This is a genomic window from Priestia megaterium (assembly GCF_009497655.1).
Taxonomy (GTDB): Bacteria; Bacillota; Bacilli; order Bacillales; family Bacillaceae_H; genus Priestia; species Priestia zanthoxyli.
In genome coordinates, this window is sequence record NZ_CP023317.1 from 3,342,875 (window position 1) to 3,365,792 (window position 22,918).

The window sequence follows — 22,918 nt, forward strand, 5'->3', positions numbered from 1 at the left end:
TTTACGTCTTTCTCTTTTATCTCTTCGGTTAACATATCTGTTTTTTAACAAAATACCCCTTTTTATTTGCCAACTCTTTACTTACATGATGCATATGCTCCATATTAACAAGCGCATACTAGCTGTAGAAAAGGAGGCGAATAGTCAGTGGAAAATGCTCGAATTAGCGGATGGCAACTGTTTGTGTTAATTACGCTCTTTGAGATTGGCAGCGCCTTTTTAGTCGGCTTAGCGATGGACGCTAAGCAAGATGCTTGGATTGCCATTTTAGTTGGTATGATCAGCAGCTATGCACTCATTTTTATTTATTATCGCTTGCACCGCTATTATCCCGATTTAGCGCTGACGGAGTATATCGAAAAAATTATTGGAAAAGTGCCCGGACGCATACTGGCTTTTCTTTACGTATTATATTTTGCTAACGGAGCCGCGCGGGTGCTGCGCGATTTCGGCGCGATGCTTCTTACTTTTGTCTATCCTGACACGCCGCTGTTTATAGTGAACGCGTTACTGATGCTGGGAATTATCTATACGGTTCGCCAAGGAATTGAAGCGATGGCACGTTCGGCGGAACTGCTGTTTTTCTTCATTTATGTACTCGCCGTCGCTGGCTTTATTCTTATCTTCGTTTCTGGCCTTCTTGATTTTTCAAGTCTAAAGCCAATGCTTGAAAACGGTATTTCTTTAGTGCTGAGGGTTGCCTACAGCCAGACGCTGTATTTTCCTTTTGGCGAAGTCATTGTATTTGCAATGATTTTCCCATATACAAAAAATGTGAAAAAGACCGCTCTGATTGTATTCAGCGCAATTACGTTAAACGGTATTAATCTTATGATCACAATGATTGTGAATATAGGTGTGCTGGGCGTTACCTTAACATCGAGATCTGCTTTTCCGCTTTTAAGCACTGTTCAAAGCATTCAATTCGCAGGTTTTTTAGAACGGCTTGATGTGTTTTTTATGGTGGCTTTAATCACAGGCGGCTTCTTTAAAATCGGTCTGTTTTTCTATGCCACTGTGCTGGGGCTTTCCCACGTGTTTCAGCTTAAAAACCCGTCACCGCTTGTATTTCCAGTCGGCTTAGTCGTTTTGTTTTATTCATTGTCTCTTGCTCAAAACTATTTCGAACACGTATATGAAGGGTTAAAAATCATTCCGTTCACTTTACACCTTCCGTTTCAAATTGTCATTCCTGCTCTTTTACTCGTGATCGCATTTTTAAGAAATCGAAAAAAAACACAGTCCGTCCCTGTGAAAAATACCGCAGAAAATTCATAGTATGTCCATTTCTCTATTGGATTTAATCTCCTAAAATTATACAATATAGTCAAGAAGCCAAAAGGAGAACCAATATGATTGGATTAATTCTTTCTATTTTAATATTTAATATTCTTGCTTTTAAAACAAACAAGCGCTTCACAGCAAATCAAATTGTACACATTTGGATGTTCACCATTGCTGCTCAGCATATCTTTGACGTCTTCATTAATTTCAAATTTCACGGCTACTGGTATTTTACACAAGAGACAGACTGGCAAGGTATTTTTGCCTATACTGTTCTCATTCCGCCTGTAAACATGCTTTTTCTTACCTACTATCCTTTTGCCGGGAAGCTCACAAAAAAAGCCGCCTATATTTTACTTTGGTCGGTTGCTGTTTTACTTTATGAAGTAGTGGCCCTTCTCCCTGCTCCATGGGGGTATTTTCACTACGGATGGTGGACGTGGTGGTATTCGCTCCTCCTAAATCCGCTGCTGTTTTGGATGGTGGTGCAGTATTACCGGTGGGTGTGTAAGTTGGAGAGGAAAATAACAAAAAGCCTTTAGAGAATAAAGGCTTCTTCATCTTATTTAGCAGTAAAAATTTCTTTATCCACTAATTTATTCACGTCCACTTCTTTTGGCAATACATCTTCTTCTTTAAATACATCGGCTACTTTCTGTACAGCACGTATATCTTCTTCTTTAACAGGTCTTACTTCAGCATTTACTCGTCCATTAATTGTTTTCGATACATCATTAGGTAATCTGGTGATATCAGAATACAATTTAACATACTTTTCTTTATTTTGGTTTTCCCATTCCCATGCTTTAGAAATTCGTTTAATTACGTCTTGAAGCGCTGCTTTTTTCCCGGGATCCTGCAGTGCTTTTTCTGAGGCTGTGATAAACCCTAGCCCCGTATTAATTCCTTCGCCTGTACGCAATACTCTTCCACCGTTCTTCTCAGAAATCGCTAAATACGGGTCAAAAGTAGCCCATGCTTCTAGCTGCCCGGCCTTGAAAGCTGCTGCTGCATCAGTAGGAAGAACAAACTTAACGTTAACATCTTTCGTAGACAGCCCTTCTTCTTTTAACGCTTCAATTAATAAATATTGTGCAATACTGCCTTTTGCTGAAGAAACGACGACCGTTTTTCCTTTTAAATCCTTTATTGTTTTAATTGATGAATTTTTTTTGACTAATATCCCGACGGCTTTCGGAGAAGAAACGCTCGTGGCGATAATCTTTATTGGTACGTCAGATGCAGCGGCGGCTAACACAGGCGTATCTCCGGCAGGAGCTGTATCTACTGATCCTGCTTTTACTGCTTCAAATAAAGGGGCTGCTCCTTGAAAGCTTGCCCATTTTACTTTGTAAGGTGTACCTTCAAGTACTTTAGAAGCCTCTACTTTGGCCTTAGTCATTCCAGCTTGATCTCCCAATACAATTGTTACTTTTGACAAATCTATTTTCTCTTTTCCTGCTGTTTCATTTGCCTCACTGCAGCCAGATAAAATAGATGCACTTCCTATAGTAAGAATGCTTACTACTAAAATTCGCTTACATAGGTTCCTCTTCATAAAACCTGAAGCTTTTTGCAAGATTTTCATATGTATATGTTCCCCTTTTCATCGTACTTACTTAGGCATTGAAACGTTTGTATCAATGCCTAAGCCCCTTTTTTTATTTAGTTTAAAACATCGGGCTCCTCATCAAGCAGCTTGTACCATAGCTGTTGAAAGTTGAACCAGCCTCCCGATGGACTACTTACTTGTGAGTGCGTCAAAACAGCCGTTTCATGATCAATTGGAATAGGTCTTCCTGCTGCTTCAGCAAGAAGCTGAGCATGACAAGCTCGGTCCATAGCAATAAACCAATAAGCCGCTTCATCTACGCTATTTCCAACCGTGAGAAGTCCGTGATTCCTCAAAATAACACCCTTATATTGCTGAAGTGCATCAGCAATGCGTTCACCTTCACTTTTTTCTAAAACTACTCCCGTAAAATCATCAAATAAGCCGTGATCTTGATAAAATACACATGAGTCTTGCGTAAGCGGATCAAGTAACCTTCCTAAAGACGACCATGCTTTACCATAAAGAGAGTGAGAGTGGGCAGCAGCGATTACATCTGGTCTTGCTTGATGAATTTGCGAGTGAATCGCAATCGCCGCTTTATTAATTGGACGATTCCCTACGACGACATCTCCGCTGTGATTAACAAGATGCAAATCACTTACTTTCATTTGTCCAAAATGTACACCTAACGGATTCACCCAGTAATGATCTTCTTTTTCAGGATCTCGAACTGTTATATGTCCCGCCACCCCTTCATTAAATCCAAATTGATTAAAAATCCGAAAAGCACCTGCTAGCCTTTCCTTACGATGTTGACGTTCTTCCTCTACATTGTGAAATGTTGGCTCATTATAAATAGACGCTGCTTTTGTTGACATATCTCATTCACCTTTCCGAATATTCCGTTTTTTTAGTTTAGTCCTATTTTTTCTACGTCACTATTTAATACCTTTGTCCAAAACTTTTTAACATCTATTTTTTCTTTCAAAAGTGATTCTGAATAAAACGTATCCGCCACATCTTGCTCTGATTTAATTTGCTGAGTGGTAATAGGAGTAATAATGCTTGGACGCTGTTCTTCACCTTCTTTTAGTGTTGTTAGTGCCTGACTGACTGGCTGATGTGTATTTGTTGCGACAACCTTCGCCCACTGCTCTTGATTTTCTCGTGTCCATTTATGGGCTTTTTGCAATCGATCCAGCAAGTCAACCAATGCCGCTTTTTTGTTTTTATCCTCAAGGAGCTTAGGCGGCACGGTAATGAGGAAGTTTCCTGATAAAATGTCTTTACCACTTGCTATCGTTTTTGCCCCCTTTTCATGAGCAGATATAATAGAGACACCATAGCTTGCAAATGCATCCACATTTCCTCCTAAAAGCGCTGTGAGCCCATCAGATGTAGAAAGTTCCACTGGCTTAATGTCTTTCCACTCTAATCCTGCTTCTTTTAGCAGTTTGAGTAAAAAATAATGAGCGGTTGTATTTTTTACATAAGCAACCTTTTTCCCTTTTAAGTCGGCTACGGTTTTTATTAAAGAATTTTTGGGAACAACCACTTCTTGATTTAATGTATTACCTTCTTGCACCGCAACTACTTTGAAATTCCCATTGCCTTCAGATAAATTAGCAAAGATAGGAGGAATTTCGCTCGATAGCGAAAAATCTATATGACCTCCTGCCATCGCTTCAAGCTGAAGGTTTCCACCTTGAAATACACTATAATCAATCTTATATGGTGTATTTTCTAGCCCCGCTGCTTTTAACTCTTCTTCAATACTGCTCCATCCTGTTTGCGCTACTCGTAGCGTTACATCAGATAGCTTATTTTTTTCCGGTTCACTAGCGGAGCTTTTTTGATCACAAGCGGTCATCAAGCATCCTATAACTATAGTTAGTAAGAGAAGCAGAAATTGAAGATGAAAAGCTCGCTTTTTCATTTGAACACTGGCCGCCCCTTTAACCTTCATATCTTTTTACACGCTCCTTTCATATTTTCTTCTCATTTTTAAGGAGACCAGTACGAGTTTTCAACGTCAATTTGTTTTGTAATTAATTTCATTTCTAAGAGGTCATTCGCCTGCTCTTGAAGGTCATCTGCAGCTTTTTGATTCATAAATTGAACATCGGCTGGCTTTTTCTTCAAGATCTCTTTCCAAGTGTCAACTGGAATCTTGGTAGCATCTGATACTAATTCAGCTGCTTCCTGAGGATTTTTATTAATTTCTTTTCCAACCTTTTGAAGCTCTAATACAATTTGTTTTGTTGCTTTCGGATTATCTTTCACAAATTTTTCACCAGCTACATAGAAAGAACGAAAGGAAACAAGACCAGTAGCATCTGATAACACGCGATTACCCTTATTTGCAGTTGTTGTAAAGTATGGCTCCCATATAACCCATGCATCTACTTGCCCTTGTGAAAAAGCAACACTGGCTTCTGGCGGATTAAGATACACTGGGTTTATATCATTCTCTGTCAACCCTTCCGACTTCAGCGTTTTTAACAGCAAGTATTGGGAGATTGACGCTTTATTAAAAGCAATTTTCTTACCTTTAAGATCCTTAATAGTTTTAATAGAAGAATCTTTCTTTACCAAAATACCTTCAGATTCAGGCACAGAAGGTTCGCTTGCAATATATACAAAATCAAGCCCTCTTGCTTTTCCAAATAAAGAAGGAGAATCACCTAACCCCCCAATATCGATGCTCCCTGCATTCAACGCCTCTGCTACTGCAATTCCTGTATTGAACTCATACCACTTCACTTCATATCCTAATTTCCCTAAGTTCTTTTCCAACAGCTGCTTTTTCTTTAATAGCAGCATAGGTGCAGACTTTTGATATCCTACTTTTACGACACCTTTTTCTTCTACTGACTGATTGCCCGCTGCTGTCTCTTTACTTCCTCCACATCCGCTTAAAGCTAGGAGCAACAGCAAAATAATGGTTGTTGCATAAAATCTTTTTTTTTGAATCATCTCAAATCTCCTCTAGCTTTTTCAGCATTTATTTTGCCTACTGACGTACTTTTTTCTTATTACCTTGCACATACTGACTGAATCGCTTCATGAAATCTCCTTCTAGCACTGAAGCACGCGTCAGTTCATGAAAAGACTCTCCTGAATGGCAAACTTCTTTTATTGTTTGAGTCGTGTATGATGGAACGTTTGCTAAGGTGCTTGCCCATTTCAAAGCAGTCTTTTGGCCAGCTTCTTCATTTGCACTTAGTTCATGAACTAAGCCGTACTCCAAAGCAGTTTGTCCATTTATCTTCTTACCTGACAATGCTAAAAAACGAGCTTTGGAAGAACCGATTTCATTAACCAACCGCTGTGTCCCTAAAACCAAGCCAAACTGCGGACCGGGAAATCGAAAGTATGCTGATTCACTGGCAATGCGTACATCGCATGAAATAGCCAGATCAGCTCCTGCTCCGAAGGCATATCTATTGACGAAAGAAATCGTGGGAACTGGAAAGTGAATAAGCGTATCTAGCAGCTTCGATAGATTAGTGAAAAAATCACTCGCTTCTTCATTACTTAAATTTTGAATAAATTGTAAATCCACGCCTGCACTGAAAGCATTAGATACGTCACTGTTTAAAATCAATGCGCCTATTGCTTTGTCCTGTGAAATCTCCTCCAAGGATTGCTTGAGCTCTTCGTATAATTCTTGATTAATAGCATTAAGATTATGAGGTGCGTGCAAGGATAGAGTAACGATTTTTTTAGATGACAGCTGACGATTAACTGTTATATTTACATACTTCATAGCTTCTCCTTCCCAATCTTTACTCGTTGGGCAGCACAGCTGCACTAGGTTCAATTTCAAATGATGGCAAGTCTGTGACTAATTCGATATTCTTGTTTTTTAAACGCTGCTGAAACTCTGCAAAGCCTGTGTCAGAACTTACACGGTAATAATGAAAACCTTTCGACTTGGCGCTGCCATAAGATAACTCACACAGCATACTAGGCGGTGCCGCTAGAACCTTTATGCCTCGACTTTCAGCCCATTTAACAACCGCGCCTCTCTTTCCTTCACTTAAATGAATAGAGGGATTTGTAACATCTTCTGTTTCTTCTGTTTCCGTATCGTATAACCGGATAATGTCTCCTTCCACAATGGGCACAATTTTTTCTGTCTTGCTATTTAATACAACTGCCACTCGCATCATACTCTTCTCCTTTTATACGGTCGTAGCATCTTCTAAAAGCGACGACGTTTCTTTTTTCATGACTCTTGCTAGTACTTTGCTTTCTAGTTTTCCAAACGAATGACTTCCCCTTTCACGAGGTCTCGGAAGAGGTATACGTAAATCCATCGCAATCTTTCCTTGTTCAATTAAAATAACTCGATCCGCTAGCGTAATAGCTTCTGAAACGTCATGAGTCACCAAAAGAGCTGTGAAGCGTTGCTCTTGCCAAATTCCTTCGATCAATTCCTGCATTTCGATACGCGTTAATGCATCTAATGCACCTAGCGGCTCATCCAATAGCAGCAGCTTCGGCTGAGTGGCTAACGCTCGAGCGAGTGCTACTCGCTGACGCTGCCCACCGGATAAAACAGACGGCCACTCATTTGCTCTGCTTTCTAGTCCTACTTGCTTAAGAGAAATTAACGCCTGCTCTTTCCACTCGCCTTTTAACCCTAGACTAACACCTACATTGGCCACGATTTTTTCCCATGGTAGCAGCCTTGAATCTTGGAACATAAATCGAGCGTAGGGATTGATTGAATGTAATCTTTCCCCGTTTTGCATGATTTGCCCACTTGTTTCTTTTTCTAACCCTGCAATATGTCTTAATAACGTGCTTTTTCCACAACCGCTTTGCCCAACGATAGCGACGAATTCACCGGGCGCTATATCTAAATCAATCCCTTTCAAGACTTCGACATCTCCAAAGATTTTTTTTAAATGCTGTATTTGTAATTGAATTCCTCCACCTTTATATTTCATATTCTCTCACTCCTTACTTTACGATTTTTGATAGTTTGGATTCCATTTCAATAGCTTTACTTCTAATAGCTTTGCTAAAGAATCAGCAACTTTTCCTAAGATGGCATATAGCAAGATAGCAACAATAACAATATCAATTTGCATGAATTCACGTGCATTCATCGCCATGTAACCAATGCCAGAATCAGCTGCTACAGTTTCTGCTACAATTAAAGTCAGCCACATAATCCCTAACGAATAGCGAATACCAACTAAAACGGATGGAAGGGCTCCTTTAAAAATCACTCGTACTAAAAGTTTATTTTTGCTTAAACCATATACTTTCCCCATTTCAATTAACGATTTATCAACTGAAATGATTCCATGATACGTATTTACATAGATAGGGAAGAATACGCCGATCGCTACTAAAAAAATCTTCGCTTCTTCTCCTATTCCTAACCATAAAATCACTAGTGGAATAAGAGCTAAATGCGGAATATTCCGAAACATTTGGATGGTTGTATCCAAATGTTTTTCGGCAACAGGATATACTCCGTTTACAATTCCTAAAATAAGACCAATACTTCCTCCAATGGCAAAACCAATAAACGCTCGGCTAAAGCTTACTTTAATATGATTGAACAGCTCACCAGTTTGAACTAGATGAATTGCACTATATAAAATATCTAATGGAGAAGGAAGTGTTTCTTTTGATACAATACCTGTAACCGAAAATAGTTCCCAGAGTGCAACTAATAGAATTGGTAAAACCCAAGGTGCTACTCGTTTGCTATAAATGTTTGCTTGCTTGCTATTCACAATTAGACCTCCTCTGCTTTACTATCTTACAAACGAACACTTGCTTGATTTTCTTTTAATCGATCTTTAACTTTTGGAATGATTTTTTTCCCAATATCTTCAATTACTTCTAAATGAGGAAACCCTCTTAGCAATACTTTTTCGAACCCCAAATCTACATACTCTACCACGCGATCAGCTATTTGATCTGGTGTTCCAACTAATGCAATAGAGTTCCCGCTTAAAACTTGAGTTAAGCCTGCCCAAAGGTTAGGTCCAATAATAAAATCCTTTTCTTTTGATTCTTGCATTAAATCTTCCAACCTTTGATGACCAACAGATTCATCTTTTAATCTAAATTTCTTTTTACTTTCTAAGCTACTTTGAGTTACTTTGCTAATTAGATTATGGGCTTTCTCCCAAGCCTTCTCTTCCGTATCTGCTGTAATAACTTGAAGAGAAACCGAGTACTTCAGCGTTCTTCCTTCTTTGGCTGCTAGGTGTTTCATTTCTTCGATTCGATGCTTTGTATTTTCCAATGTTTCTCCCCACATCATGTAGACATCTGCTAATTTAGCAGCCACTTGTTTACCAGCTTCAGATGCTCCTCCCATAAAAATCTCAGGTCTTGGGCGTTGCACTGGTTTTGGGAAAAGAGATGCATTTTTTATAGAGTAATAGTCTCCTTGATGGTTTACCACGTCTTCGGTAAATAAACGTTTTAAAATATGAACAAATTCTTCGGTTCTTTTGTAGCGTAAATGATGGGGAAGACTATCACCATCTCTTTCTAAATCAGCCTGCGAACCACCTGTAACCACATTAATAACAGCTCTTCCATTTGATAAATAATCGAGCGTAGCAAATTGCTTTGCAAAGACTGTTGGGCTAATAAAGCCTGGTCTAGCTGCATATAAGAATTTTAAATTTTCAGTTGATTGTATCAAAGATGAAGCTACAATTGATGCATCTAGGCATTCTGCTCCTACCGGGAGAAGCAGCGCTGAAAAACCTGTCTGCTCGGCCATTTGAGCAATTTGATGATTATATTCAAAAGAAGGCTCAATGTCCCAGGGCACTCCAACATATTTTCCGTCTCCTGATGTAGGAGACATTGTAAGGATTTCAACCATTCTTATTCCTCCAATATCATATTTTTTCTATAAAAATAGTATGTTTTAAAACAAATTTAGGCCTTTACGGATACTTTCTTCCATTCTTGAAGGACTTCATTTGTGTGCTCGCCTAGTAAGGGTGGCTTTCGATACACGTGAAATTCATACCCTTTAACCTTTACAGGGAACCCTACTGTCGGTATAGATGAACCATTTGGTAAAGGCACATCTCTAACGATATCCAATGACTGTGCCATCGGACTAGCTAATGCTTCAGAGAAATCATTTACCGGGGCTGATGGAACGCCTCTTTGATCAAATTCAGCAATCCACACTTCAGCTGGCTTTGTGCTGAATACCTTTTGTAAAAGAGCTGCAAGCTCTTTTTGATTTTTAGCACGTGCGGTTTGGTCCACGAATCTAGGATCTGTAAACAACTCTTCTAATTTGGTTGCTTCGCATACTTCTTTCCAAAGTTTATTATTACCAGCTGCAATGACAAATGGTTTATCACTTCCGTAGAATCCTTGATAAGGAGCATTGCGGGGATGCGCAGTTCCTAACCGTTTCGGCGGCTGCTTGTTCCCGAAATATTCACTCGTTTGCAAAGCTGAAATACCTAGTACACTTCCTAACATGGAGCAATCAATATGAGTACCTTCTCCTCCTTTTTGAACATTTAAAACAGCTGCTGTGATTGTATAGGCGGCGTACAGTCCAACAGCAAAATCGGCTACCGGCACACCGCATTTAACTGCTTCTCCATTTTCTTCACCTGTGACGCTCATTAATCCGCTTATTGCTTGAACTGTTACATCAAAAGCTCCTTTATGAGCATAAGGCCCTTCCTGTCCATACCCTGAAATAGAGCAATAGATTAGCTTGGGATGAATACTAGATAAACTCTCGTGATCTAGTCGAAACTTCTTTAATACTCCTGGACGAAAATTCTCTACAATTACATCAGCTTGTAAACACAACTCCCTTAAAGTTGCTAATTGATCTTCATCTTTAAAATCGATACATATACTTCTCTTATTCCGATTTAGAGATGAAAAGTTAGCACTGTACTCTTCTTCCTCTTCATTTCTTACAAATGGCGGCCAAAGCCTCATGCCGTCCCCACCATTTGGATTTTCGACTTTGACAACATCGGCTCCTAAATCAGCTAACAGCATTCCAGTATATGGACCGGCTGCAATTTGACCGAATTCAAGAACGCGTATACCAGATAGCGGTTGGTTACTAGGTAAATTCATTTCACTTTTCCTTTCTTTTCGTAATTTAACTCATTTTTAATTAAACTTAATCAATCAACTTACTATGTTTTCACAAAGTATATCTCACTTTCCTAGATTTGTATAATTGATAAATCCGAATAGTTGATTCAAAAAAAATGAACTTCAAAAAATAGAGTCATTAAAAGTGGGTCTTTATGAGCCGAATTAAATTCTCAACGGCCGTTCCATTGGTTACAGCATTAATTTTTCTTAAAATACCTGTTGTTACGCCAATTTTGAGGTCGTAAATCTTTTTTATTTCCGTTCCGGGTGGCGGGTTCCTTACCATAACATCAGGTACTACAGCGATTCCAAATCCCACTTGCACATATTCTTTTAATGCGGACATGCTGTTCACTTCAAGTCGAATGTCAGGACTAACACCAGCTTCCACCAACGACTTCTCCAAACTGATTCGGTAATTGCACACAAACCCGCTCAAAAGAAGGCGTTCTCCTTTGAAATCAGCAAGTTCTACTTGATTTTTCACAGCTAACGGATGGTTTTTAGGTACTAACAGGGATACTTCTTCAATAAAAAGCGGCTCAAATAATGTTGTATGATCCAAATTAGGCGTATTGCAGATAGCCAAATCAAGCTCTCCTTCTTTAATCATCTTTGTTAAGTTCTGTGTATTATCAATTTGGATACTTAATTGAACATTAGGGTATCTTTCATTAAACGGCAGTAAGATGCTCGGCAAGCGAAAAATCGCCATGGGCTCAATGGCTCCTACCCGTACTTTACCAGCTTCTCCATGAAGCCATTGCTGCATAGTATCTTGTACGTACTCCAAATCTCTTAATAAAAGGTCTGCTTTCTCATGAAAAAGCCTCCCTGCTTCTGTTAAATGTATTTTTTTCCCTCGTTCAATGAGCTTTACGCCCAAATCTGATTCGAGTTTTTGTATTTGCATCGTAACCGTTGATTGTACGTACTTTAGCTCTTCTGCTGCTTTTTGAAAACTTCCTAAGCGCGCAATAGTTTGGAATGTTTTAATCGTTCGTAAATCCATTTACTTGCTACCTCCTCCTTTATAGATAGCTCAAAAACCTACAGCAACTACTTCGTTATTAGTTATCTAGTAAGTAAGTTTTATCACTTCTTTAGCTATTTACTTTATAAGTCAAACCCCTTTGATGTCTACAAAAATCACGTTTGAATTAGGTATTAAAATAAAACAATTCATTTTTATTGAATAATCAATTCTTTTTTTTCAATTATACAAAAGGTTCTTTTCCCTTTATCATGTTAACTAAGTTTTTGGTTTTATATGACATATCTCTACTCAATTAAAGCTTAAGGAGGAATAACATATGCCAATTCATTCCCCTATGAAAAGATCAATACAAGAACAAGCTTATCTATTAGCAGCTGAATTTCAGAAAACGGCCATTCAGCGCGACAGGGAAGGTGGAAATCCGAAATGGGAGCGAGACCTTATTCGAGAAAGTGGATTGCTGAATCTTTTAACTCCCGAAAGGCTGGGTGGAATGGGTAAAACTTGGGGAGATGTGTGTGAAGTTGTACAGATTTTTGCTCAAGCAGACAGCTCGCTAGCGCATGTGTACGGCTATCATTTCCTTAACCTTACAACTCCTTACTTTTATGGAACATCGGAGCAATCAGATTTTTACTACCAACAAACAATTCAACAAAATCTCTTTTGGGGCAATGCCTTCAATCCTATTGATTTAAATCTTTTTGCTACAAAAAAGAATTCAAGCATTTTGTTAAACGGAAAAAAAACCTTTTGTTCTGGAAGTGCAGACTCTGATTATTTAATTGTATCTAGTATTTTTGAAGAGACCGAGATTCCATTAATTGCAGTCATACCAACTAACCGTCAAGGCATTGAAGTTAACGGTGACTGGGATCATTTTGGACAGAGGCAAACAGACAGTGGGTCCATTACATTTAAAAATGTGCCTGTTTACAAAGAAGATATTCTAGCAGCTGTTCCACCGAACGATGAATTTTTAAGCATCCGATCAAGCATTGCTAATTTTCTTATTTCACACATTATGTTAGGGGTTACAAAAAGCGCCATCAACGAAGCCCTACAATACGTTTCAACGAAGACGAGAGCTCGTTTTGCCCAACATTCATCTGCCATAGATGACCCTTACATTCAAAGACATCTTGGAAAATTCCACATTCAATACGAAGCAGCTGAATCGTTAATTTCCCAAACTACTGCTGCATTTCAAGAGGCTTGGGAGAAAGGTTGGAACCTTACAGAAAAAGAAAAAACCAGCATTCAAAATTCTATAGGGGTAGCTAAAGCATTTATTACTACAGCAGGATTAGATATTACCTCAAGAATCTTTGACGTCATGGGTAGCAGAGCAACGTCTAACACGTACCGCTACGATCGCTTCTGGAGGAATATTAGAACCCTATCCCTGCACGCCCCTATCAATTATGAAATTCAGCGCCTTGGCACCTGGACGCTGCAAAATTATAAAAACCACCTTGACCTGGAGGAAAATCAATGACTATTTCAACACACATTAAAAAATTAGAAGTTGCCATTCGCAACGTCTTACAGCAAACAAGCTTAGAAAAAGAAGTTGTGGAACAACTCAAACCTCACTTCGACTTATTTTTAAAAACAAAAGATTTATTGCCCGCTACATATAGACAGCCTAAGAAAAATAAATATAGCCAGTTCTTGTTATATAAACCAGAGGATGAAGCTTTTTCAATCGTTGGTTTCGTATGGGGACCTGGACAAACCGCTCCTATACACGATCATTTAGTATGGGGATTGGTCGGGATATATGAGGGAGCAATTGAGGAAACAAGGTACCAAAGAGTTAAAAGCGAACAAGACAGCTACGCCTTAAAGAAAGTGGAGGTAGTAACAGCTAAAGCTCAGGATATTTCGTATGTATACCCTCCGAATAGAGATATACACAGTGTCCGTAATCCATTTGCTGAACCGGCTATTACCATTCACCTTTATGGAACAGATATTGGTTTACAGAAGAGACATATTTATGATGAATCTGCTTCTTCTAAAAATATCGTGACGGCTCATGAAAATGAAGTCCCACTGTACACGTAATATTAGTCTATAGAGCAATAAAAAAACGATAGCCTCAAGGGCTATCGTTTTTTTATTATTGAGATACCATTACTTTTTGGCGAACGTGCTCTAAGTGATCACGAACCGCTTCTGCTGCTTCTTCTGGCTCTCCATTTTTAATCGCTTCAAAAATGCGTTCATGGTCAGCATCCGTTTGCTTGCGATTTTCTTTTTGGCTTTTATTTAACGAATAAGCAAGCGCTTTTCGATATAAATGCCCTAAATCTTCTACGGCATGAAGAAGGAATGAATTATGAGCTGCTTTCACGATATCATGGTGAAAACGATAGTCTGCTTCATGTCCAATTTCTTCACTGTTATGAACCGTCTTTTTAAATGCTTCTAACGATTCTTTAATTTCAATCAGTTCTTCATCTGTGCGGCGCAGCGCGGCTAAGCTTGCTGCCTGCGACTCGATGATAATACGCATTTCAATTAATTCAAGAACCTGATCTGCTTCAACCATTTCAAACGTCATTGGATCAAGCATGCCCACTAAGTTTACACGCTTTACGTAGCTTCCTCCGCCTTGTCTTGATTCAATCAATCCACTGGCAGAAAGAACGCTTAGCGCTTCACGAATTGGTGCGCGGCTCACTCCAAACATTTTTGACAGTTCATGTTCCGACGGTAAACGAGACTCTGGCGGGAACGTTTTCTCTTTAATCATTTTCTTTAATTGATCAAGCACTTGACTAGATACTTTTTTACGCTCAATAGGTACAAACATACTTCTATTCCTCCTCCAAGTAATTATCTCTCTCTCTTTTTTTAGTTTTCATCGGACCCAGATTAACTATGTGTATTCCGATTTATGTAAACGCTTCAATCTTTGTATTACAAGTATACATTATTTCAATTCAAATGTGTTGATAAAATTTTACTATTATTGTTATTATACCATGAAAACAAGTTATAAATGAATAACGATTCATGGTTTTTTGATATAATACCACTATCTTACATATAATCCGTATACAATCATAATCGCCGCATCCGCTAGCGCATGGCTGATGATGGCCCCTTTGATACCATATTGCTCTCTTATATACGCCCACATCATACCTGCTGAAAAGACACCTATTACCGAGATCACATTAAACGGAAATACAAAAACAGGAAGGATAATGAATACGTGATAAAGCGTATAAAAGCTTGATGTGACAGCGCTTGAAGCAAGTACAGAAACATGCTTTTTCACTTTATTTTGTATATACACCCGCCAATACATTTCTTCTAAAACAGGATTAATAAAAATTAAAACGACGGCTAAAACGGCAACTTTCCACCCGCTAAATCCCCATATTTGCAAAACCGCTTGCATATCTTTCACATGAAAGATTTTACCAGAAAAAAGCAGGCTGCTTCCAATTATCGCAGCGGCACATAGAATTCCGCTGAGAGTTCCCACATACAGAGATTTCTTTGTAAGCGCTACCTTAAAGTTAATTTTATTATTCGCATATAAAATCATAAACATCCAGCCGTAAAAGCAAACAAATGTTACCAACACATTTTGGATAAGCCACAAACCGAAAAAAACAAAGATTGTAGGCATGAACAGCAAAAACAAAAATTTTATCACGTTTATGGCGCACCTTCTTTAAAAGCCGCTTTTCATTTACCAAGTAAACCTTTCGTCTTCAAAAGGTTTACTATCTTTTATCTTATAAAAGTCCAGTGTTATTTTCAATTATTTTTTAATTCTTGCTCCAGCTCGCGAAGACTTTCTGCCAGCTTTTTCTTTTCTTCTTCAAAGTGAGCATCGTCTTTAAAAGCTGAAGCTAAAGGCGCTGCCTCTTCATTTTCTCTTAGCCAATCCGGCGTCAATTCTCTGCGAACGACACGCTTTTTATTGAGGTAGGAAATCGGCTTGTCAGTCTGTTGACTCGCTAGCGCTCGCTGTGATGTTACATAATGCTTATGAAAAAGATGCTGTTTGATATAAGCAAACGCTCGAATCGTATCACCACTGTATTTAGGCACGTAGCGATCGAATGCTTCATGCAGTCCTGATAGCGCCGTTTCTAGTGGTATTTCGCTTTTTGCGACTTCGTACATATGCTTTAAATCACTGGCTGAAGGATACATCCCTCGGTTTCTTCTAGCAATAAAAGCAGCTTCCAACCTTTGGACGTAAGCGTCATCCGCATCTTCTTCTCTTTTTATTTGATTTGTATTTTCTGCTGTAGTCTCTGTTAATGACGCCGTCACTGTGACCGGCTCCGCTGCTTCAATTTGACTAGCCCTTTCTGTCAAATTGACATCTTCGAGCTCTTCAAATTCATCGCTTGGCATAAGCTTTTCTAATTGCTCATAATCAATTCGGTACCAAACCGTGTTGTTAAATTTAGAGCGGTTGTATTTTCCTTTTATAATCAACCCTTCTTTTTCAAGCTTTGAAATGATGCGTTGAATTGTTGAAAGCGACCAAAACGGAAACTGCTGCAGCCACTGCTGATTGGTATTGTATACCCACGTATATCCGTCCTGCACGTTTACGCTTTTTTTAAGCCAGTAGTGAAGCTGCTGAAGAAACAGCGCTCCGTTCACTCCTACTTTGACTGCAAGCGCCGGCAGTACAAGTAACGGCTGATCTTTTAATAATAATTTACTCATTACGTCATCTCCTTTGTTATGTAAAATAGCTACTATATATATACAAAGAAAACGGAAAAACGGGGATACCACCTTTAAATTTATGTTAAAATATAGAAAAAACGAGGTGAGCAGATGATACGTCAAGGGAGGATTGGTGATGAAGCGGGCATTGCCCACGTACATGTAGAAAGCTGGAAATCGACTTATAAAGGACTTGTTCCGGATTCTTTTTTACATTCGTTGAACGCTGAAAAACGAAAAGCCATCTGGAAAAAGCAGCTGGAATCAAATTCTGTTTTCGTTGCAGAAGAAAACGGTCAAATCGTAGGCTTTGCTTCTTATGGTAAAGAAAGAACCAACAAGCATCCTTCCTATACCGGAGAACTGTATGCCATGTATTTACTCACAGAGCATCAGCGAAAAGGAATTGGCAAAGCGCTTATGCATAAAATAGCGCAAGAGCTTGTAGACCGTGATATACATACGATGCTCACATGGGCTTTTGAACAAAACGGCGCCTGTCAATTTTATGAAGCGCTTGGCGGAAAAAGAATCGATCGCGCCGACGTTATCATTGATGGTACATCTCTATCTGAAGTGGCTTTTGGGTGGGACACACTTGAAAATTTGTAGGACAACTCTCTGGACAGATTTTTTTCTTCACGGTAAACTGTTTAGTTGGTATAAAAAGAAAGGATGACTTACCGTGACGAATTCTACTTATCGAAACATTATTTTGCTCGTTCTTTGCGTAACAGCAGGTATTGTGGATGTAATTGGCTACTTAAGCCTTGGCCATATCTTTACTGCAAATATGACGGGAAACATCGTGCTGCTTGGGTTAGCAATCGGAAACTCGCTTGAAACAACTGTTTTTCATTCCCTCACAGCTTTAGGAGGTTTTATTGTAGGAGTTGTAGGAGCTGCAATCCTAGTTGGAAACAAAGAAAAAACGTTTTGGCCTAAAGCCGTAACGATTGCCCTTGGAATAGAAGGATTGATTTTACTTGTTTTTGCACTTTTATCTTCGTTTTCTCCTTCTTTACACTTAACTTACTTATTTATTTTCTTATTAAGCTCAGCAATGGGTCTTCAAACAACGGCCGCTCGAAAGCTTGGCGTAGCCGGAATTTCTACAACTGTATTAACAGGGACGCTTGCTAACTTCTTTGAAGACGTAACGGCACGTTTTCGCAGCCCTCGCTACCGCAAAACGTTTAACACCGATGCGATTCTTCGCGCGCTGTCTCTTGTGCTTTACTGCTTTGGCGCTGTTATCGCCGCACTTGCAGAGCCAGCTTATAAATTTGAAATTATTTGGCTGCCAATTGTGATTCTATTAGCCATTATCATTTTTGTCAGCACGAAGTTTCGTTCTGATTCAGAAAACAAATAATAATAAAAAACCCGTTTCAATAAAGAAACGGGTCTTTTATTTTCCGGATAGTGCCCCTAACACGCCAAAAATAATGGCGACCACAGGTCCTACAATAAATAGTCCAATTAAAATTGATCGTATAGCTTCCCATAGAAACCATAAAGGGCCTTGCCTGGACTCTGCTTTTTCCACTCTTTCCTCTAGGTGTTCGACTCTTTGCTGAAGCTTCGCTAATTCCTGCGTAACATCTATTTGTTCGCTCATCGCTCAAGCTCCTTTTTTACTCTACATTACCATATACTTCCTTACCAAAACTACTATTTATTTGTGATCACTTCAATGCCGATTTCGCGATAAGCATTTAACACGGTTTCGTTCACATGTTCTTCTGTAATGAGCCAATCTAGTGAGTTGGCTGAGCTGAACGTGTACGTTGAAGACGTATTGAGTTTTTTAGCTGTTACAATAGCCGCTACTTCACTCGCGCTTTTTATCATTTGACTTTTGATGTGCATTTCTTCAAGCAAAGGAATGCTCATACCGATTTTAGGATCGATTGCGTATACGCCTAAAAAACAAAGATCCGCTCGAATTTGCTTAAGCGTATCAACCACGCTTTGTCCTACTGTGACCATCGATTCTTTTCGAAACGTTCCTCCAAGAGAAACAACTTCTACAAAGTCATGTTCCGCTAGTGCAACGGTAATTAACGGACTGTTTGTAATAACCGTAACGTTTAAATTCTTTGGAAAAGCTTTGACGAGCTGAATATTTGTTGTACTTCCGTCCATCAAGAGCACCTGCCCGTCTTTAATTAACGGAAGCGCCGCAACGGCAAGTGAATGCTTAACATCCATCAATTCACGTTTACGCTCTTTGTAATCAACCGCAGACGTGGAACGAGGAAGCGCTCCTCCGTGTACGCGCTGCAACAGACCAAGCGCGTCCATTTCCCGCAGATCTCTGCGGATTGTATCTTCTGAAACGTTCAGCGTTTGGCTAAGCGTCGTAGCTACAATGCGCCCTTCTTTTTCAAGCAAATTCATAATTTGTTTGCGTCTTTCTTGTTTTAACATTGCTTGTTCACCTGTTTTCTTTCTGCTTTTTACTTTATTATACTTGTTTCTTTTGTAAAAACAATGTAAAAACGCTTGATTATCAGTGTTTTTTCGTTTATTGTAGGATAAACAAGATAAAACATGCAAAAACAAGTAATAACAGTCAAAGGGAGAGATAGTTTATGAAGATGATTTTTACAGACTTAGATGGAACTCTTTTAAATAGCAGCAGTGAAATTAGCACAATTAATGCAGAAGCAATTAAAAAAGCGCAAAAACACGGAGTTGAAGTCGTGGTTGCTACGGGGCGCGCTTATTTCGACGTGCAGGAAATTTTAAAAAAAGCTGAGCTTTCCAACCTTTGGGTGATTGCCGCAAACGGAGCGACTATTCATGACCCGGACGGACAGCTCAGACATTCTGTTCCAATTGATGCCCATCACGTAAAAGAAGCGCTTCAGTGGCTGGATGCAAACGAATTTTATTATGAAGTGTTTGCTGAACATGCCATTTATACGCCAAACTCAGGCCGTGAGCTGCTGGCCATTGAAATTGACCGAGTAAAAAGCGCCAATAAAAACGTGGACGAAGAAAGACTTCATCACGCGGCGGCTAAGCAGTACAGCCAAACGGGATTTGCCTTTGTTGCATCGTATAAAGATATTTTAAATACAAACGCTGAGCTTTATAACGTATTGGCTTTTTCATTTGATGATGAAAAACGAAAAAAAGGCTGGGATCACTTTAGCAAGCAGCACGACATGACCCTTGTCTCTTCCGCTGATCATAACTTTGAACTCGAACACAAAGATGCGTCAAAAGGAAACGCATTAAACTACGTTGTAAAAGAGGTTGGCGCTTCTCTTCACGATACCATTGCCATTGGAGACAGCTTTAACGACGTATCGATGCTGCAAAGAGCTGGAAAAGGAATCGCTATGGCAAATGCGCATGCAGAAATTAAAGCACTAGCTGATGACGTTACATTAACAAACGATGAAAACGGAGTAGCTTCCGTTATTGAAAACGTGTTAGAAACGCAGCTAAAAGCACATTAAAAAAACGCTTGGCAAATGCCAAGCGTTTTTAAATCGTCATGCGATAAAGACCGGCAAACCAGCTGAATAGCGCAACGAAAAACAGCAGCCACGCGCTGGTTTTCTTTCTTTTTTTCCACTCAATTGCTCCTAAAACTAGCATCGTTAAGCCTAGAAGTATATTTAAAAGCGAAAGGAACTGGTCATTGTGAGTGAGCATAATATAAAGAGCCAGTCCAACGGTAATAATTGAAAAAATAAGCTGTAATGCTTTTAACAAAAAATCTCTCCTTACTTGTAGTTCACTTCTTCATTCACGCACGTCACTAAAGGCTTTTTCTCAAGGCCTAAAAGCAGGTTCTGTACGGCTAGATCCGCCATACGATTGCGCGTTTCGTACGTAGCGCTTCCAATATGCGGCGTTACTAGCACATTTGAAAGCTGCAGCAGCTTGTGATCTGCCGGAAGCGGCTCTGGGTCTGTTACGTCCAGTGCAGCATACGCAATTTCTTCATTTTTCAGCGCTTCGTACAGTGCTTCAGTGTCCACTAATCCTCCGCGCGCTGCGTTCACAAAATACGCGCTGTTTTTCATAGCTTTAAATTCCGCTTCTCCAAACATGCCTTTGCTTTGATCTGAAAGCGGTACTAAGCATACGATACAGTCAGCTGTGTGAAGCAGTTCTTCAAACGAAAGATATACGGCATCAAGCTCTTTTTCTGCTTCATGCTTGCGGCTTCGGTTGTGGTAAACGATGTTCATACCCGATGCCTTTGCTCGTCTGGCAACGGCGCTTCCGATATCGCCCATTCCAACAATACCAAGCGTTTTTCCAAATAAATCAACGCCGAATACCGTTTCCCAGTTTCCTTGTTTCACTTTTTCATAGCCTTCATGAATGCGGCGAGCTGCTGACAATAAGAGACCAAACGTTAAGTCTGCCGTTGCTTCTACTAGCACTCCTGGCGTATTGCTAAACGGCACGCCTTTTTTGGTACACGCTTCGACATCTACACTGTCATACCCGACGCCTGATTGAGAAATAACGCGCAGATTCGGTGCTGCTTCTAACAGCTCTTCATCCACTGTAATGTGGCCGATATTAAAAAAGCCATCAGCATCACGAAGCCAGTCGCGCAGCGTTTCTTGTGGAATTTTCCCTTCTCCTTCCCACATTTGAATATCGCAGTGTTCCGCTAGCTTTTCGTAAGCGTTTGGCCACGTCTTTCCAGACATAACAACTTTGTATTTCCCCATGTTGATCTCTCCTTTTCCTTGTTCACTCATATGTATGAATAGTAACTAGCTATCCTATCATAAGACTACTATAAAGATGAAACTTTTTCCATTCAGGAACCGTATTTATAGTAAGGGGGAATACGAATGTTTGAAGATGAAATGATATTTGAAGATGATCCGTCCGGAGATGACATTGTTTTTGAAGGTGATGCTGACCTAAGCGGAGGCGCTTTTTTTCCAGACGATGCGTTATTTAACGGAATGCCTACGTTTGTTATGCTATTTTTTGTTATTGTTATTGGTATTTTCTTATTTTCTATTTTTAAAGGAATCAGCACGTGGAGCAAAAATGAGCAGTCTCCTCGTCTATCTGTAAAAGCAAAAATTACGGGCAAACGGACAAACGTTCATCACCATAACAGTCACGCTCACGAACATCACCACTCTCACACGTCTACAACTTACTACGTAACCTTTCAGTTTGAAAGCACCGACCGCTCTGAATTTACTGTTTCAGGCAGCGAATACGGCAAGCTTGCAGAAGGTGATGAAGGAATGCTGACGTTTCAAGGAACTCGTTTTTTGGATTTTCAAAGGAATCCAAGTAAAGAACATACAGATGCTTAGCTTATGACCTCGTGCTTTTAGAGGTCTTTTTTACTGGAGTGAGGCATTTATACAGCAAACGAACTATTTGTGCCCTTTTTACACTTTAGAAGAACGTTAATCCGTATAAAAACATACCGTGTAACACATTCATTTAAGCAGGCAGGTGATTTTATGTATTCTCCTTATTCAGGCAGCGGTATCTACTACGGACATTACGGAGAAGCCCCTCATTCGCACCCTATCCAAACAATACTGACGCAATACTGGCACGAAACCCACTATCCAGGCCCACACAAAAAATATGTTCACGTGTATTATCTCAACCCATCTTCTCTTCATTATTATCCAGCCTATCGAACATTTTTGTAAAAAATTGGTGATTTCCGGACTTTTATATTGTAAAATTAATCCATATACTTTTTTTATTGAGAAAGGAGGTTAACAAACAGTGCGTAATTCTACAGCAAAAAATAGTGTGATAGTCACCACTTTGCTTTCCGCCCTATTTTTCTGCTTTATCTTGGTTCTTGCTTCGCTTTCACCTCTAGCAGATTCAGGCCCCAACGTTAACACGTTCGGTTCAGTTGGGATGTGGTTATCGCTTGGCATGATTCTGTTTTTATATCTGTTGCCTTTAGCATTTTATCTCCTAGGAATGCATTTCTTAAAATTTGTGATGGCTGCTTTTTGCAGCATTGGACTTTTAATCGCTGCTAGTACTCTATTACTAATGCCGGCTCTGTTTTTATTTGGACTGGAAGATTTCTCAGGAAACTTAGCTTCCATCATAGGTGTAATGATTTCTTGCTTAGGCTTACTGATTACGAATATTGTGTGGTTAGTTGCTGCGTTTAAAAGACCGTCAACCACCGTGCAGGAAAGCGTTTAAAATGGTGAAGAGATGGCATACTAATTTTTCAGTTAAAGACGAAT

27 protein-coding genes are annotated in these 22,918 nt (G+C 39.5%); 9 read left to right on the top strand and 18 right to left on the bottom strand.

All coding sequences use genetic code 11. The annotated features are described in order from the left end of the window. Positions 1–147 precede the first annotated feature (147 nt). Both CEQ83_RS17100 and CEQ83_RS17105 read left to right on the top strand, forming a co-directional pair. Positions 148–1,278: a GerAB/ArcD/ProY family transporter gene (locus CEQ83_RS17100; RefSeq protein ID WP_155017429.1), complete on the top strand. Its 1,131-nt coding sequence runs from the start codon at positions 148–150 to the stop codon at positions 1,276–1,278. Between the two features lie 74 nt (positions 1,279–1,352). After that, positions 1,353–1,826, top strand: a complete 474-nt coding sequence (locus tag CEQ83_RS17105) for a hypothetical protein (protein WP_115654523.1) — start codon at positions 1,353–1,355, stop codon at positions 1,824–1,826. Positions 1,827–1,846: 20 nt separating this feature from the next. Here the strand turns inward: CEQ83_RS17105 and CEQ83_RS17110 are convergent, their stop codons facing one another. From CEQ83_RS17110 to CEQ83_RS17160, 11 genes are all read right to left on the bottom strand, one after another. Continuing rightward, a complete protein-coding gene (locus CEQ83_RS17110) occupies positions 1,847–2,872 on the bottom strand; it encodes an ABC transporter substrate-binding protein (RefSeq protein WP_014459006.1) in 1,026 nt (341 codons plus the stop codon). A gap of 77 nt (positions 2,873–2,949) precedes the next feature. After that, on the bottom strand, positions 2,950–3,717 hold the full coding sequence (locus tag CEQ83_RS17115; protein ID WP_014459005.1) for a class II aldolase/adducin family protein: 768 nt from the start codon (positions 3,715–3,717) through the stop codon (positions 2,950–2,952). Between the two features lie 32 nt (positions 3,718–3,749). Next, on the bottom strand, positions 3,750–4,805 hold the full coding sequence (locus CEQ83_RS17120; RefSeq protein WP_226555106.1) for an ABC transporter substrate-binding protein: 1,056 nt from the start codon (positions 4,803–4,805) through the stop codon (positions 3,750–3,752). Between the two features lie 38 nt (positions 4,806–4,843). After that, positions 4,844–5,815: an aliphatic sulfonate ABC transporter substrate-binding protein gene (locus tag CEQ83_RS17125; protein WP_014459003.1), complete on the bottom strand. Its 972-nt coding sequence runs from the start codon at positions 5,813–5,815 to the stop codon at positions 4,844–4,846. 37 nt (positions 5,816–5,852) lie between these two features. Beyond that, entirely contained in the window at positions 5,853–6,608 is a 756-nt protein-coding gene (locus CEQ83_RS17130) for an enoyl-CoA hydratase/isomerase family protein (protein WP_014459002.1), read from the bottom strand. A gap of 19 nt (positions 6,609–6,627) precedes the next feature. Continuing rightward, positions 6,628–7,014, bottom strand: coding sequence for a hypothetical protein (locus CEQ83_RS17135; protein WP_148262917.1), 387 nt, complete (start codon positions 7,012–7,014; stop codon positions 6,628–6,630). Positions 7,015–7,026: 12 nt separating this feature from the next. Beyond that, a complete protein-coding gene (locus CEQ83_RS17140) occupies positions 7,027–7,797 on the bottom strand; it encodes an ATP-binding cassette domain-containing protein (protein WP_014459000.1) in 771 nt (256 codons plus the stop codon). 18 nt (positions 7,798–7,815) lie between these two features. Continuing rightward, positions 7,816–8,598, bottom strand: coding sequence for an ABC transporter permease subunit (locus tag CEQ83_RS17145; RefSeq protein ID WP_014458999.1), 783 nt, complete (start codon positions 8,596–8,598; stop codon positions 7,816–7,818). Positions 8,599–8,624: 26 nt separating this feature from the next. After that, complete coding sequence (locus tag CEQ83_RS17150) at positions 8,625–9,710, bottom strand: LLM class flavin-dependent oxidoreductase (RefSeq protein ID WP_155017430.1); 1,086 nt, start codon at positions 9,708–9,710, stop codon at positions 8,625–8,627. Positions 9,711–9,766: 56 nt separating this feature from the next. After that, entirely contained in the window at positions 9,767–10,951 is a 1,185-nt protein-coding gene (locus CEQ83_RS17155) for a CaiB/BaiF CoA transferase family protein (RefSeq protein WP_115654529.1), read from the bottom strand. Between the two features lie 160 nt (positions 10,952–11,111). Further along, the gene (locus tag CEQ83_RS17160) at positions 11,112–11,987 is read right to left on the bottom strand and encodes a LysR family transcriptional regulator (protein WP_014458996.1); all 876 of its coding nucleotides are present in this window, start codon (positions 11,985–11,987) and stop codon (positions 11,112–11,114) included. 301 nt (positions 11,988–12,288) lie between these two features. Here CEQ83_RS17160 and CEQ83_RS17165 point away from each other — a divergent pair, with 301 nt between their 5' ends. Further along, positions 12,289–13,470, top strand: a complete 1,182-nt coding sequence (locus CEQ83_RS17165) for an acyl-CoA dehydrogenase family protein (RefSeq protein ID WP_155017431.1) — start codon at positions 12,289–12,291, stop codon at positions 13,468–13,470. Continuing rightward, positions 13,467–14,042 (top strand): cysteine dioxygenase family protein, encoded by a 576-nt coding sequence (locus CEQ83_RS17170; RefSeq protein ID WP_053074042.1) that lies wholly within the window; start codon positions 13,467–13,469, stop codon positions 14,040–14,042. Before CEQ83_RS17165 ends, CEQ83_RS17170 begins: the two co-directional genes overlap by 4 nt. Positions 14,043–14,097: 55 nt before the next feature. Here CEQ83_RS17170 and CEQ83_RS17175 read toward each other — a convergent pair whose 3' ends face one another. From CEQ83_RS17175 to CEQ83_RS17185, 3 genes are all read right to left on the bottom strand, one after another. Beyond that, positions 14,098–14,793 carry a FadR/GntR family transcriptional regulator gene (locus CEQ83_RS17175; RefSeq protein ID WP_013058211.1) on the bottom strand — a complete coding sequence of 232 codons (696 nt, stop codon included), beginning with the start codon at positions 14,791–14,793 and terminating at the stop codon, positions 14,098–14,100. A 225-nt stretch (positions 14,794–15,018) separates the two neighbouring features. Further along, the gene (locus tag CEQ83_RS17180; RefSeq protein ID WP_099331206.1) at positions 15,019–15,648 is read right to left on the bottom strand and encodes a CPBP family intramembrane glutamic endopeptidase; all 630 of its coding nucleotides are present in this window, start codon (positions 15,646–15,648) and stop codon (positions 15,019–15,021) included. A gap of 104 nt (positions 15,649–15,752) precedes the next feature. Then, the gene (locus tag CEQ83_RS17185; RefSeq protein WP_155017432.1) at positions 15,753–16,682 is read right to left on the bottom strand and encodes a hypothetical protein; all 930 of its coding nucleotides are present in this window, start codon (positions 16,680–16,682) and stop codon (positions 15,753–15,755) included. 114 nt (positions 16,683–16,796) lie between these two features. On the opposite strand from CEQ83_RS17185, the gene CEQ83_RS17190 reads away from it, so the two are divergent. After that, positions 16,797–17,297 (top strand): GNAT family N-acetyltransferase, encoded by a 501-nt coding sequence (locus CEQ83_RS17190; RefSeq protein WP_033580165.1) that lies wholly within the window; start codon positions 16,797–16,799, stop codon positions 17,295–17,297. Between the two features lie 73 nt (positions 17,298–17,370). Continuing rightward, positions 17,371–18,060 (top strand): YoaK family protein, encoded by a 690-nt coding sequence (locus tag CEQ83_RS17195; RefSeq protein ID WP_028414707.1) that lies wholly within the window; start codon positions 17,371–17,373, stop codon positions 18,058–18,060. A gap of 36 nt (positions 18,061–18,096) precedes the next feature. Here CEQ83_RS17195 and CEQ83_RS17200 read toward each other — a convergent pair whose 3' ends face one another. Continuing rightward, positions 18,097–18,306 carry a hypothetical protein gene (locus tag CEQ83_RS17200; RefSeq protein ID WP_028414708.1) on the bottom strand — a complete coding sequence of 70 codons (210 nt, stop codon included), beginning with the start codon at positions 18,304–18,306 and terminating at the stop codon, positions 18,097–18,099. 53 nt (positions 18,307–18,359) lie between these two features. Further along, positions 18,360–19,118, bottom strand: coding sequence for a DeoR/GlpR family DNA-binding transcription regulator (locus CEQ83_RS17205; protein ID WP_014458988.1), 759 nt, complete (start codon positions 19,116–19,118; stop codon positions 18,360–18,362). A gap of 164 nt (positions 19,119–19,282) precedes the next feature. Here CEQ83_RS17205 and CEQ83_RS17210 point away from each other — a divergent pair, with 164 nt between their 5' ends. Continuing rightward, entirely contained in the window at positions 19,283–20,158 is an 876-nt protein-coding gene (locus CEQ83_RS17210) for a Cof-type HAD-IIB family hydrolase (RefSeq protein ID WP_155017433.1), read from the top strand. Between the two features lie 28 nt (positions 20,159–20,186). On the opposite strand, the gene CEQ83_RS17215 is transcribed toward CEQ83_RS17210, so the two are convergent. Together CEQ83_RS17215 and CEQ83_RS17220 are read right to left on the bottom strand one after the other, a co-directional pair. Then, positions 20,187–20,417 (bottom strand): DUF3953 domain-containing protein, encoded by a 231-nt coding sequence (locus tag CEQ83_RS17215; RefSeq protein WP_155017434.1) that lies wholly within the window; start codon positions 20,415–20,417, stop codon positions 20,187–20,189. An 11-nt stretch (positions 20,418–20,428) separates the two neighbouring features. Continuing rightward, entirely contained in the window at positions 20,429–21,394 is a 966-nt protein-coding gene (locus tag CEQ83_RS17220; RefSeq protein ID WP_155017435.1) for a 2-hydroxyacid dehydrogenase, read from the bottom strand. 126 nt (positions 21,395–21,520) lie between these two features. On the opposite strand from CEQ83_RS17220, the gene CEQ83_RS17225 reads away from it, so the two are divergent. Further along, on the top strand, positions 21,521–22,003 hold the full coding sequence (locus CEQ83_RS17225) for a DUF2500 domain-containing protein (RefSeq protein ID WP_155017436.1): 483 nt from the start codon (positions 21,521–21,523) through the stop codon (positions 22,001–22,003). 430 nt (positions 22,004–22,433) lie between these two features. Then, positions 22,434–22,874, top strand: coding sequence for a DUF5391 family protein (locus tag CEQ83_RS17230; protein WP_155017437.1), 441 nt, complete (start codon positions 22,434–22,436; stop codon positions 22,872–22,874). Positions 22,875–22,918: the final 44 nt, after the last annotated feature.